7 protein-coding genes and 3 pseudogenes are annotated in these 13,944 nt (G+C 47.8%); 9 read left to right on the top strand and 1 reads right to left on the bottom strand.

Translation table 11 applies throughout. The features are described from left to right. Positions 1-17: 17 nt before the first annotated feature. Positions 18-879: pseudogene (locus GWP40_RS07595) on the bottom strand (lipoprotein). A gap of 296 nt (positions 880-1,175) precedes the next feature. Between GWP40_RS07595 and gyrB the strand changes: the two are divergent. The 9 genes and pseudogenes from gyrB (at position 1,176) to GWP40_RS07550 (ending at position 13,670) form a co-directional block, all read left to right on the top strand. Beyond that, entirely contained in the window at positions 1,176-3,092 is a 1,917-nt protein-coding gene (gene gyrB, locus GWP40_RS07590; protein ID WP_212564839.1) for a DNA topoisomerase (ATP-hydrolyzing) subunit B, read from the top strand. 13 nt (positions 3,093-3,105) lie between these two features. After that, on the top strand, positions 3,106-5,622 hold the full coding sequence (gene gyrA / locus GWP40_RS07585; protein ID WP_212564838.1) for a DNA topoisomerase (ATP-hydrolyzing) subunit A: 2,517 nt from the start codon (positions 3,106-3,108) through the stop codon (positions 5,620-5,622). 219 nt (positions 5,623-5,841) lie between these two features. After that, the gene (locus GWP40_RS07580) at positions 5,842-6,261 is read left to right on the top strand and encodes a hypothetical protein (protein WP_212564837.1); all 420 of its coding nucleotides are present in this window, start codon (positions 5,842-5,844) and stop codon (positions 6,259-6,261) included. Continuing rightward, positions 6,239-7,384 carry a nucleotide-binding protein gene (locus GWP40_RS07575; RefSeq protein WP_212564836.1) on the top strand — a complete coding sequence of 382 codons (1,146 nt, stop codon included), beginning with the start codon at positions 6,239-6,241 and terminating at the stop codon, positions 7,382-7,384. Before GWP40_RS07580 ends, GWP40_RS07575 begins: the two co-directional genes overlap by 23 nt. 10 nt (positions 7,385-7,394) lie before the next feature. Then, positions 7,395-9,596 (top strand): FapA family protein, encoded by a 2,202-nt coding sequence (locus GWP40_RS07570; RefSeq protein ID WP_212564835.1) that lies wholly within the window; start codon positions 7,395-7,397, stop codon positions 9,594-9,596. A gap of 11 nt (positions 9,597-9,607) precedes the next feature. Next, positions 9,608-10,592, top strand: a pseudogene (gene lgt / locus GWP40_RS07565) (prolipoprotein diacylglyceryl transferase). After that, positions 10,585-11,049 carry a hypothetical protein gene (locus GWP40_RS07560; protein ID WP_212564834.1) on the top strand — a complete coding sequence of 155 codons (465 nt, stop codon included), beginning with the start codon at positions 10,585-10,587 and terminating at the stop codon, positions 11,047-11,049. The pseudogene lgt and the gene GWP40_RS07560 overlap by 8 nt, the downstream one beginning before the upstream one ends. Before the next feature lie 14 nt (positions 11,050-11,063). Then, positions 11,064-11,525 (top strand): transcriptional regulator NrdR, encoded by a 462-nt coding sequence (nrdR, locus tag GWP40_RS07555; RefSeq protein WP_212564833.1) that lies wholly within the window; start codon positions 11,064-11,066, stop codon positions 11,523-11,525. A gap of 50 nt (positions 11,526-11,575) precedes the next feature. Next, positions 11,576-13,670 (top strand): annotated as a pseudogene (locus GWP40_RS07550) (ribonucleoside triphosphate reductase). Positions 13,671-13,944 lie beyond the last annotated feature (274 nt).

Below are 13,944 nucleotides of genomic sequence, written 5' to 3'. Positions count from 1 at the left end.
AGAGATTTTCGTCAACGCTATAAGCTTTTAAAAAACATAGATTCCAGCATTTTAATGAACTCTGTTTCTGTAATATCGGCATTTTCTACAAAAACAGAAGAGCCTTGAACGGAAAAATCTCCATTCATGCCATGGCTCAGAAGCAACCGGACTACAAGCGCTGTACGAACATCAGTCGTTTCAAATACGGCGGAGCAGCGATAGATCGAATCCGCGTTTTTTTTTCAGATAGAGTTCTATCGACCGTATCGGTAATTCGATATCTTCTAAATCCAGCAAAGCGGCTGCGATGAGGTTGCCTGATCGAGCATATAAACCGATTTCACCTACTCCGCCCGTTTCGCTCAGAGCTTGGAACCGAGGCGGGAATATCGGCAAGTGCGGCTCGGCTATCCGCTGCAAAAACGCCGCCGAATTCCGTTGATTATCACCTAAGCACATAAAAGCTGTTTTTTCCTGCACCACTATATCCGCAACCTCGGAAGAATAATAAGTATGATTGTTCAGCGCTACCGCGCGGCGTTTTTCCCAACCGTCTTTTTTAGGAAACAGCAAATCTCCTAAACTAACAGGATAAGAACCGCTCGAAACAACGGTTGCCGACGGCGACGCCCCGTAGTCTGCTCCGATATACAGTACCGATGTCCGGTTTAAATACTGCAGAGCGGTTTTCTCCGACACAAAGGCAGTAAACAGCGCCTTTAAAAGCGGTTCGTTCCCTGCAACGGGAGCAACTATATACACATCGGCATCCGTTCCAACGGCACCGAAAGCTTGCATATCATACTCAGGCGGACGCGATACACAACCGCTGATAAAAATAACCACAGCGATAAGGCAGCTGTGTCCGACTATTTTAAAAAAACAAGACTTCTGCACGTAATTCCCTTTATTTTTATGCTTCAAATATGAAAATGGCTTAAAAGATAGTTCTTTTTTCATCATCCTTTGCCTACTATAATACGTATGAGGACACACTGTCAATTTGAAATACCCGTACGTTAGTTTCAGCCTTTACTTTTTCGATTGATTATAGTACAATAGCCCGATTTTCATAAAGAACGGGAGCTTCTACCGTTAAAATCATTTTTATAGGATAACCAATAATTCACAGGATACCGCTAAAAATCATTCTTTTATCGGTTCCCTTCATTTTTATTCTCTAAGGATAGTGCATGACAACGCCTTCATATTCAGCAGAAAATATTACGGTTTTAAAGGGGCTGGACGCCGTCCGCAAGCGCCCCGGAATGTATATCGGCTCTACCGGACCCGACGGGCTGCATCATCTGGTATACGAAGTCGTCGACAACTGTATCGACGAAGCGATGGCGGGCTATTGCGATACCATTTTGGTCGTATTGGAAAAAAACGATACCGTCAGGGTAGAAGATAACGGACGCGGTATTCCCGTCGATATTCACCCCGAAGAGGGCGTGAGCGCGCTGGAGTTGGTTTTGACGCGGCTCCATGCAGGCGGTAAATTCGACAAGGGTTCGTACAAGGTTTCCGGCGGTTTGCACGGTGTCGGTGTTTCTGTTGTAAACGCACTTTCTACCGGTATGGAAGCGATTGTATACAGGGACGGCTTTGAATATGTGCAGAAATTTGCGCTCGGTGAGCCGCTCGGTCCTGTTACCAAACGCGGAGAGACGCAAAAGCGCGGCACTACTATCCGCTGGACTGCCGATCCGACTATTTTTACCGAAACAACAACCTATAATTTTGACGTACTGGCAGTCCGGTTGCGAGAACTCGCCTTTTTGAACAACACTATCAGCATTACGCTGCGCGACGAGCGGCTTTCGACTCCAAAAGAGGTAACCTTTGCCTTTGACGGCGGTATTTCTCACTTTGTACGCTACCTGAACGAAAGCAAACAGGTACTGCCTAAGGAACCGATCTATTTTGACGGTGAAAAAAACGATGTCATTGTTGAACTTGCAATGCAGTACAACGACGGCTATAAAGAAAACATCCTTTCTTTTGTCAACGATATTAACACGCGCGAGGGCGGCACCCACCTCGAAGGTTTTAAAACGGCGCTCACCCGCGTGATGAACGAATTCTTGAAAAAGAACGCCAAGCTTTCCAAAAAGATGGAAAAAGAAGAAAAGCTGATGGGAGAAGACGTGCGTGCCGGTTTAACGGCGGTACTGTCGGTCAAAGTTCCCGAGCCTCAGTTTGAAGGACAGACGAAAACCAAGCTCGGCAACAGCGACGTACGCAGCATTGTTGACACCTTTATCAACGAAAAACTCACCCTCTTTTTTGAGCAAAATCCGACCGAAATCGATAAAATCCTCGAAAAAGCAGTCGGTGAAGCAACCGCCCGTATCGCAGCGCGCAAGGCAAAGGAAGCGACCCGCCGAAAAAGCGGCCTTGACAGCTTCGGACTGCCGGGGAAACTTGCCGACTGTTCTTCCAAAGACCCGGAAAAATGTGAGGTCTACATTGTAGAAGGTGATTCTGCAGGCGGTTCCGCAAAGAAGGGGCGCGACAGTAAGACGCAGGCGATTTTGCCGCTCTGGGGAAAGATGCTGAACGTCGAAAAAACCCGGCTCGACAAGGTGATGAGCAATGAGAAACTCCAGCCGATTATTGCAACGCTCGGTACCGGCATCGGTGAAGACTTTAACCTTGATAAAATCCGCTACCACAAGATTATCATTATGGCGGATGCCGACGTGGACGGTTCCCATATCCGCACGCTCTTACTCACCTTCTTTTTCCGCTATATGCCGGAACTGATTGAGCACGGCTATGTGTATCTCGCGATGCCGCCGCTCTATAAAATTTCCTACAATAAAAAGGAATGGTACGTGTATGACGACAGTGAGCGGGACAGCATTTTGAATGAAATCGGACGCAACGTCAGCCCCGCGGTGCAGCGATACAAGGGTTTGGGTGAGATGGACGGCACGCAGCTCTGGGAGACCACGATGGATCCCGCCCGCCGTAAGATGATGCGGGTAACCCTGCCCGATGCAGTAGAAGCTGACCGGATTTTCAGCACGCTGATGGGCGAAGAAGTAGAGCCGCGCCGCAAGTTTATCGAAGAAAATGCGGTCTATGCAAATCTCGATGTGTAATGGAGCATAAAACGTGGAAGAGATAAAAACGCCGGAAGGCGGGGTGTTAATCCCCATTCCGATTGAAACTGAAGTAAAACGTGCATATATAGATTATTCGATGTCGGTTATTGTGAGCCGCGCCCTGCCCGATGTGCGGGATGGCTTGAAGCCGGTACACCGCAGAATCCTCTACTCGATGGAAGAGAAGAGTTTGCGCTATTCGGGGCCGACGCGCAAATGCGCTAAGATTGTCGGTGATGTGCTGGGAAGCTACCACCCGCACGGCGATGCCTCCGTCTATGATGCGCTTGTCCGTTTGGGGCAGGATTTTTCACTCCGATATCCGGTAATCCATCCGCAAGGAAACTTCGGTACCATCGGCGGCGACCCGCCTGCGGCCTACCGTTATACGGAAGCAAAGATGGCGCGGCTTGCCGAGTCGATGGTAGAAGACATCAAAAAAGATACCGTTGATTTTATCCCGAACTTTGACGATTCTACGCAGGAGCCGACCGTTCTGCCGGGCAAATTTCCGTTCCTATTGGCGAATGGTTCAAGCGGTATTGCCGTCGGTATGGCAACCAATATGCCGCCGCACAACCTACGCGAAATTGCTCAAGCGGTGTCCGCTTATATCGACAATCCCGACATTACCATTGATGAGCTTGCCAAGTACATCAAAGGGCCGGACTTTCCGACCGGCGGCATTATCTTCGGCAAAAAAGGCATCCGGCAGGCGTTTAAAACCGGACGCGGGAAGATTTTAGTCCGCGGCAGGTTCAATATTGAAGTTGATAAAAAAGGCAAGGAAACGATTATCTTTACCGAAGTGCCCTATCAGGTAAACACCACGGCGCTCGTTGCGAAGATCGGCGAACTTGCCCGTGAAAAAGTGATAGAAGGGATTGCGGCAGTCAACGATGAAACCTCAGACCGCGCCGGCTTACGGCTGGTTATCGAGCTGAAGCGGGGAGCAATCGCAAAGGTGGTGCTGAACCAGCTCTTTTCCAAGACAGCCCTGCAGTCCTCCTTCGGCGTTATTAACCTTGCGTTGGTGGATGGGCGGCCGCAAACGCTGACGCTCAAACAGCTGGTCGGCTACTTTGTTGCGCACCGGCAGGAGGTTGTTACCCGCCGCGTCCGCTTCGACCTGAAAAAAGCTGAAGAGCGCGCCCATATTTTACGCGCTCTTATCGTCGCCATCGACAACATCGATGAGGTAATTAAGATTATCCGCGGCTCCCGCGATACGGCAAGCGCCAAGAATGCGCTGATGGAGCGGTTTTCGTTTGACGACATACAGGCGCAGGCCATCGTTGATATGCAGCTCAAACGCCTCACCAGCCTCGAAATTGAAGACCTCCGCAAGGAATTGCAGGAGCTTGAACTGCTGATTGAACATTTGAAAGACCTCTTGGCGCATCCTGAAAAGATTCTTGCGCTCATTAAGCAGGAAACCGATGAGCTTGCAGAAAAATTCGGCGACGACCGCCGTACCGATATTGTCAGCGACGAGGTAGAAGAGATTAACATCGAAGACCTCATCAAAAAAGAACAGATGGTAGTGCTGGTTTCCAATCTCGGCTACATCAAGCGGGTACCGATTACCGCCTACAAGCGGCAGAACCGCGGCGGCAAGGGCTCCAATTCGGCAGCTTTGGTTGAAGATGACTTTATCGACCAGATTTTCACTGCTTCGACGCATGACTACATTATGTTTATCACCAATGAGGGGAAGGCATACTGGGTTAAGGTACACGAAATCCCCGAAGCAAGCCGTACAAGCCGCGGTTCTCATATCAAGTCGCTGCTCGCCGTATCTTCCGACGAGGAAATTACCACGATTGTGTCCTTAAAAGAGTTTAGTAGCGACACATACCTGCTGATGGCGACGGCGGGCGGCATCGTGAAGAAGGTACAGACCGACAGCTTCCGGAATGCCAAAACGCGCGGCATTATCGCCATTAAGCTGGATGAAGGGGACAAGCTGGTAAGCGCAATCCTTACCACCGGTAAAGATGAGCTAATGCTGGTAACCCGGCACGGCCAGGCGCTCCGCGTTTCCGAAACCGAAATACGCGACCAAGGACGCGCTTCACACGGGGTAATCGGTATTCGGCTGTCCGGCGGGGATGAGCTGACCGGCGCGCTTCGGATTAACGGCGGCAAGCTCCTCGTGATGAGCGAGAACGGCTACGGCAAGCGGGTTGACTTTTCAGAGTTTTCTCCGCATGGGCGCGGTACCGGCGGACAAAAGGTGTACACCATTACCGAAAAGACCGGCGAGGTGGTCGGATTGCTTGCCGTCGCTGACGATGACGAAATTGTCTGCATCACCGGACAGGGAAAAACCATCCGCGTGCAGGTTTCCTCTATTAATGTGATGGGACGCGCCGCGCAGGGTGTTAAAATCCTCGATATCGAAAGCCCCGACCAGCTCATCGGGTTGGATGTGGTTGCACGCGAGGATGAAGAAGACATCGCGCCGCCCGCTTCGGAAACAACCTTCAACGGAGAGCTTGACCTCGACGGAGGGGATGCGGAGTAGACAGAGCTTAGACGTAGTACAAACCACCCGTAAAACAGGTGATTTGTACTGAGTCTATAAAAACAGGGACTTAAGCCAAGACTTAAGTTCTACGCTTCCACTAACGTTCAAGCCTGTTGCAGTTTGGACACGCCGCTCCCCTTTGAAGGAGCTTTTGTATTACGTGCGCCTTGATAATAGCCCTTGACCTAACGTAATCTAGCGCATACACTCTATTAGATGAACAAGAAAACGGTTGCTGCCTATTGTGCCGCTTTTGTGTACGAAATAATAAAAGTTTTTTATATCGCTGTCTTTTCTGTCGGCTATCCCCAAGGGATGACTTTCTTTAAGTATAGCGCACTTGCGGCGCTCTGTATGCCGGTACTTTTGTGGCTGATGCTCGCGTTAAACGAAAAAGACTTTCACTGGGCGCTTTATGCGGTTGCATTGTTCAAATTAACCGCTGTTTGCGCGGAATTCCTCTATATTTTTCAACAGGGATTTGCTATAATAGGGATTGTCTTTAACTCGGCACAAAACAGCATTAGGATCGATTTTTCAAAGGAAGTTCTGTTTTTCCTCGCAGCTGATACGGTGCTGTTGTTTTATTCATTTATAAAGGGGAGTGTGTATTATGCAAATAATACCGATTGCTAGCGGAAAGGGCGGGGTCGGAAAAAGTCTTCTTTCCGCGAATCTTGCAATTGCACTCGGACAAGCAGGAAAAAACGTTCTGGTTGCCGATCTGGATTTAGGCGCATCGAATCTTCACTTAGTCCTTGGACAGCAATCGAATGCGCACGGAATCGGTACTTTTCTGTCGGGAAATTCGTCATTTGAAAATATTATTGTAAATACGGGGTATCCGAATGTTCGTTTTGTTCCGGGCGACTCCGAAATTCCCGGCTTCGCAGCCTTAAAAGCCTCCGATAAAAACAGCTTAATCAAAAATATGCTTAAAATGGATGCAGACTACCTAATTCTTGATCTCGGTGCAGGAACGCACCTCGGTATTCTGGATTTCTTTTTACTCTCCCCTCAGGGCATTGTCGTTACTGCGCCGTCGGTTACCGCAATACTGAACGCATATCTTTTCCTAAAAAATGTCGTATTCCGTATGCTCTATGGAGCCTTTAAGCGAAACAGCCCCGGTTTTAAATACCTTGAGAAGCTCAAGTCGGATTCCGCATCTATGCAGCGAATGTATATTCCCCGCATCATCACCGAGCTGGAAAAAGTCGATCCTAAAAACACCGAACTTTTTTTATCCAATCTGCGGAAATTTAAGCCCCGGCTTATTATGAATATGCTTGACGACCCGAAAGATGCCGATAAAGCCTTAAAGATCCGCCGTTCATGTCAGGAATACCTCAATATCAACCTTGAACACCTCGGCGTTATTTACCGAGATACAATACAGGATACGGCGCTTGCATCGCGTTTACCCGTCATCTTATACAAACCACATGCGATGATTTCTCAGGCAATCTATCGCATCGCCGACAAAATTCTGCAGTCCGAAACCGAAACCTTTCAAAATGCGGCAGACTACGCCGAATATACCGACGAAACGTTTCAGTCTGCCGAATTGGAGGCTGAAACCGACTTCCGCTCAAAAATGGGCTATATCGAAGACCTCATCGGCAGCGAGGCGCTGTCGATGAGTGATATTGCCGAAATGCTCAAGAGTCAACAATATGAGATTTCCGTCTTAAAGAAAGAAAATGCTTTGTTAAAGCGGAAAATAAAAACAGCCCTTGAACAAGGGTATCGTATATAAGCGGTATGATATGAAGTGGACGATAAAACAAAACGAAAGAAATAAAAAGTGGTATTTTTCCGTCAGCGACGTAGACAATAAAGAGGATTGTGTATTCCCCAGCTATGCAGAAATAGTAGAACAGGCTAAAAAAGAGGGAGTATCTACCGAAAACCTCATCAACGCACAGCAGTTTGAACGTTACTTCGATAAAATATTGTATGGAATAACCTTGCCGCTTCCCCTCGAAATCGAACTTGATCCATCCTTTGATACACGGCTTATTATCGATCCGAATAAAACCAAGGCGACGCTCTATATACGGAAAGCAAAAAACGAACCGCACAGTATCGATAAAAAACTGATTACGACAATGCTGAATAACAGCCAAATTGCAAACATCGATTTTAAAGCGCTGGACGAAAAAATAACTGCTTTTGTCGAAGCATCTGACCGTGAAATTGAACTTGTCATCGCAGAAGGCACACTCCCCGGCCGAGGAAAAGATCGATCTCTTATTTCGCATATTACAAAGTTGGACGAGGCAGAAGATATCCTGTTCCGTAAAAAACTGCTCCATGCGGTAGGAACAGCCCGTGAGCAACCGCAGATGATATACGACAAAGACTTTCCGCTATCCGAAGCGCAAGCTCTTTCCATCGTCGCAAAACACGATCTGCTGTACGAATTTTCAAAATCGGAACTCGGAACAAGCGGAGCGGATATTTATGGAAATACTATTCCGGGCTTACCGGGCAATGACCCCTTTGTACTTGATTTACGAAATATCACGCAAACCAACGACGAACTAAAAGCCGGTTGTAACGGTATTCTTTTATCGGCGGAAAGTCCCGACGGACTCAAGCTACGTATTATCCCGTATAAAGATGCCACGGTCAAAGCTGTTATCAGTGCCGACAACATGGAAGCATCGCTCATCCTCGAATCGGGAAGAGGAGCCGGTGCACGCCTTTCACTTTCCCGCTTAAAAAAAGCCTTGGACGAGGTAAACCTACCGCCTGATCGATATACCGACAAAATACTGAGGGAGGCTATTTACGAAGCACGGCTTTCCTCTGCGCCGGTTGAATTTACCGTCAGCAGAGGCATACAGCCGGTCGCCCCGCATTCGTACCAATTTGACTGGAAGGTACATTTCGGGCATTCCAACAGTGTTTCGGTAAAACGAGGAGAAACCCTGTTGGAAACATTCTTTCAGGAAACCGGCGAGAAAGGATCCGACGTATTCGGTACTACTATAGAAATCGATAAGGCCGTACCATTAAATCTGCCTCAAACCGATAACACGATCCGTGTCATTAAACAAGGAAGAAAAATTTCTTTCGTAGCAGCTGTACACGGAGAATTGATACGCACCGGTGAAAGGCTCAAGATACTGAATTCAAAAATTATCGACACCGATGTGAATAAAGAAACCGGCGACATTATCTTTGCGGGTGATGTGATTATCAATGGGGACATAGATGCAGACCGCAGCGTAAAGGCAGGCGGCAGCTTAACCGTCAACGGAGATGCAGGTGTATCGCTGGTGTATACCAAAGAATCGCTTTTAATGAACGGCGGCATACGCGGAGAAAGCCGCGGTACGGTGTGGGCAAAGAACACGATGGCACTCCATTTTGCCGAAACCGCACGGTTGTTCGCAGGCGGTAATATCTATATCAATGAATACAGTTTCCGCTGCGTTGTTAAAACAAACGGTCAACTCATTATGAACGGAGAACCGGGTAGTTTTATCGGGGGAAACGCCCATGCTGCCCACGGTATCAATGTGCGCAATTTAGGTGATTACAAAACCGTCCGCACGATTATTTCTTTCGGGCAAGACTACCTCATAAAAGATAAAATCGAGGTATACGAAAAACAGACGCAGGAAAACCTGCTGGAGCTTGCTCGCATAGAAGCGGAGTTAAGCGATACGGAAACCCCTGCTGACCGTATCCAAGAACTGCGGGAACAAAAAGTCATCTTGCTTAAATCAAATACGTCTCTGGGTATAAAGATTTTTAAGTTGAAAGAGAATTTTGAATCGCATATTCCCTCGGAGGTGAAGGTAACCGGCACCGTGTACCCCGGCGTTATTTTAGAAAGCCATGGCAGATATTACGAAGTACGCGAACCGGCTTCTCATGTCATATTCACCTTCGATTCAAAACAGGGCAGAATAGTCTGTAATCAAATTGAAGATAAAATCGAGTTTACGGCGGAATAAGAGGTGTTTTTATGATTTGTGCTATTCAATATCCGTCGTGGATAAAACCGGAGATTATTCCGGGCTTCCCCTTTTTACGATGGTACGGACTTATGTACCTCGTTGCCTTTGCGATAGCTTTCGCGCTGTTTAAGGTACAGGTTAAAAAAGGTGAGTTACAACGATATGCAAAAAGCGAAAAGCCTATCACGAACGAAGATATCATCGACTTTTTTACATGGTCTCTATTCGGGCTGATGCTCGGCGCCCGCATTTTCGCAACGCTAGTATATGAACCGACATGGCTTTATTGGCAAAAACCGTGGTTGATCTTTTGGCCGTTCTCAGAAGCGCGGCAATGGACGGGCTTACAGGGAATGTCGTATCACGGGGGGTTTATCGGATGCTTCTTAGGCGCCTTTCTGTGGACAAAACGGCATAAACAGGACTTTTTCGCTTGGGCGGATACCGCAGCAGCAGGCATACCGCTCGGCTACACTTTCGGACGGCTCGGAAACTTTTTCAATGGAGAACTCTATGGGCGCATCACAACAAGTCCCATCGGTATGATTTTTCCGTCAGTGCCGCTGCACGATTGCTTTCCGGTCAAAGAAGCATGGGTACAAGAGTTTGCAGCAAAAGCAGGAATCGCTATACAGGAAGGAGCACAGTATGTCAACCTGCCCCGCCATCCGAGCCAGCTGTACGAAGCGCTGTTTGAAGGAGTGCTCCTCTGGATTGCGGTATGGCTGGTGCGCAATAAAAAAACCGTTTAACGGCTTTTTATTGTGCTTCTATACAATCGGCTATGGCGTTGTCCGATTTTTTATCGAATACTTCCGTCAACCCGATTATGAATTGGGATTCCGGATTGCAGCGGACGAGGCAAATATCTATCTTTTTAGCTCGTTCAAAAATATTTCTACCGGACAAATCTTTTGCTTTATGATGATTGCAGGCGGTCTTATCGGTATCGGTCTTTTAGCTCGATATAATCGGAAGCGTAACCATGGATAAACCGTTGTTACCTGAAAAAAAACGAAGCAATATTTTCACCTTTTCGCTCCTTTCTCCCGGAACACGGGTAGGATATGCGGTGATGCTGCTGTGTATCAGTGCAGCCTCTGTTCTTATGTATAATGAACGGCATCAGCTACCGATTTTGGGAATTATATTGGGATGTTTTTCGCTGTTTGTGCTGTGCTATATAAATCGGTGGAGCTTTAACTGTACGGAACAGACGGTAGAGTATCGAGTCGGCCTTGTGTTTTTTGCTTTGCGTACGCAACATCTTTTTTCCGATATAGAAAAAGCCGAAACGGAGCGCTTTACCAAAGGGATTTTTAAAACACCGTTCATAAAGTGCGTGCTGTGTTTACGAACCGGAGAAAAGAAAACAGTCGCCATTTTTCCGGCACGCAACACAGCGCTCGAACGGCAGTGGGAAACACTCACAGCCTTTTTTGCCGGTTAAAAAAGGGAGAGAATATGCGCTGTCCGTATTGCGGAAGTGTTGACGACAAAGTGGTAGAGTCCCGAACGCTCGGGCAAGGCGATTGCATCAGGCGGCGACGAGAATGCCTCAGCTGCGGGTACCGCTTTACCAGCTATGAACGGATAGAAGAAAAACCGCTGATGGTGGTTAAACGAAACGGCCGGAGAGAGCCATTCGATCGCTCAAAATTGGAACGCGGCATCGAACGCTCACTGGAAAAGCGCCCCGTTTCGATGAACGAAATTGAAAACATCGTCAGCGATATTGAAGATGCAGCGGTTATGAATAGTAAGAGCGCTAAAGAAATCAAGAGTACCGAGCTGGGTGAAATGGTACTTGCCCGTTTATACACTGTAGATAAAGTAGCGTATATCCGGTTTGCATCGGTATATAAGAAATTCAATAACCTTGATGAGTTTATCAACGAAGTACAAAAAATACATGGGCATCTCTAAAAACTCAAGTTTTTAGAGGTTCCGATATGTCAAATATGGGGAGGAAGCAGATGGATCAAGCAGTATTTCCTGAATGGACAGCCTTTTTGGGCGATACAACAATAGAAACAAAACCGATATTACGCTCGGTGGTAAAGCGGTCAGGCGATATTGAAGTTTTTAATCGAAATAAAATAAAGATAGCAATTCAAAAAGCGATTGAAGCGGTTACCGGTTCCGTAGATGAAGAAAAAGCTGATTTATTGACGGTTGCAGTAGAAGAAAAGTTGACGGAGTTGATGGCTTCGCGCCATGCACATTCGATTCCGGCAATCGAAGAAATTCAGGATATTATTGAAAATGTTTTGATCGAACGCAATGAAGCACGCATCGCAAAGGCATTTATCCTCTACCGTGCAAAACGGGAAGCTGTCCGCGATGCGGAACGGCTGATGATCGATATCGACAAAACGATGAACGGTTACTTGAGCAAAAGCGATTGGCGGGTCAACGAGAATGCCAATGTCAATTTTTCGCTCGGCGGACTCATCCTGCATAACTCCGGCACGATAACGGCGAATTACTGGCTTAAAAATATCTACACGCCGGCAATCGCCGAAGCGCATCAGACAGCCGCCTTCCACATCCATGACCTTTCGATGTTTTCGGGCTATTGTGCGGGATGGTCGCTCCGGCAGCTCATTCAAGAGGGCTTGGGCGGCGTTCCCGACAAGATTACGTCGAAGCCTGCGCGCCACCTTTCTACCCTTATTCAGCAAATTGTGAACTTTCTCGGCATTATGCAAAATGAATGGGCGGGGGCGCAAGCATTCAGCTCTTTCGACACCTATCTCGCACCCTTTGTAAAAGCCGACAAGATGGACGAAAAGAGTGTAAAACAGTGCCTGCAAAGCTTTATCTACGGGGTTAACACGCCGAGCCGGTGGGGAAGCCAAGCGCCGTTTACCAATATCACACTCGACTGGACATGCCCCAAAGACCTTGCCGATAAAAAGGCGGTGGTCGGCGGAAAGGAAACCGATTTTACCTACGGTGATTGCCAAGCGGAAATGGATATGATCAATAAGCTCTTTATCGAGCTGATGCTGGAAGGCGATGCGGCAGGTCGCGGCTTTCAGTATCCCATTCCGACCTACAATATTACCGAGGATTTTAAGTGGGATAGCCCGAACGCCGCTCTCCTTTTCGAGATGACGGCAAAGTACGGGACGCCGTATTTTCAGAATTTTATCAATTCTGATCTTAACCCGAGCGATGTCCGCTCTATGTGTTGCCGTTTGCAGCTGGATAAACGCGAACTGAGGAAGCGGGGCGGCGGTCTTTTCGGCTCCGACGAATTTACCGGATCCATCGGCGTTGTTACCATCAATATGCCGCAAATCGGCTACCTTGCGCGCACGGAAAAAAGAATACTTTGACCGCCTCGACTATCTGATGGAGCTTGCTAAAACCAGCTTGCAGATTAAGCGCAAGGTGATTCAGCGGCTGCTGGAGGGAGGACTTTTCCCGTATACGCGCCGGTATCTCCAGCACTTAAACAATCACTTTTCTACCATCGGAATTTGCGGCATGAACGAATCCTGCCTTAACTTCCTCGGAGAAACTATCGTGAGCGAAACCGGTAAAGCTTTTGCCGAAAAAGTGCTGACTCATATCCGTAAGCGGCTCGCGGATTTTCAGGAGCAGACGGGCGACCTCTTTAACCTTGAAGCAACCCCCGCCGAAAGCACCTCGTACCGGCTTGCACGGCACGACAAACAGCAGTTCCCCGACATTATCACCTCAGGTGAGCGCGATCCCTACTATACCAATTCAAGCCAGCTGCCGGTTTCGTACACCGCCGATGTGTTTGAAGCGCTCGATCATCAGGAAGCGTTGCAGCGTAAATATACCGGCGGTACGGTATTCCATATCTTTTTAGGAGAATCGATTAAAGATTGGCAGGCGTGCCGCGATTTGGTTAAAGCGGTTGCATCCCACTACCGTATCCCGTATTTTTCCATATCACCGACTTTCTCCATTTGCCCCAAGCACGGATATATCGACGGGGAGCATTTTGAATGTCCCTTGTGTAAGCGCGAAAAAGAAGCTGAATTGGAAGCCCGCTTGCGTGAACTGGAAGCGGAAAAGGAAGCGCTGGGGTAGTCCTTTTGAAGATATACACGCCGTCTGCTTTTTTGCTTGTTCAGCGAAGTACGTCCATGTACTTCGCTGAACACAAGGGGATGTCTCAAAAGTTGGTTACTTTTTCGCCATCCCTCATCAGCATAGCTGATAACGAGTTTAAAATTAAGTCAACGTCAAGAAATTGATCTCCATGTCAATTTCTTGACTGCAAGTTTTCTTGCGAAAACTTGTTTCTGCCTAGTTCCACTGCCATCCGTGGCAGCTTTGCAAAACGGACATGGATGGCAGTGGT

The sequence above is a fragment of the Treponema vincentii genome (assembly GCF_018336815.1).
In the GTDB taxonomy this organism is placed as follows: Bacteria; Spirochaetota; Spirochaetia; order Treponematales; family Treponemataceae; genus Treponema.
This window is presented reverse-complemented; position numbering and strand designations above follow the sequence as displayed.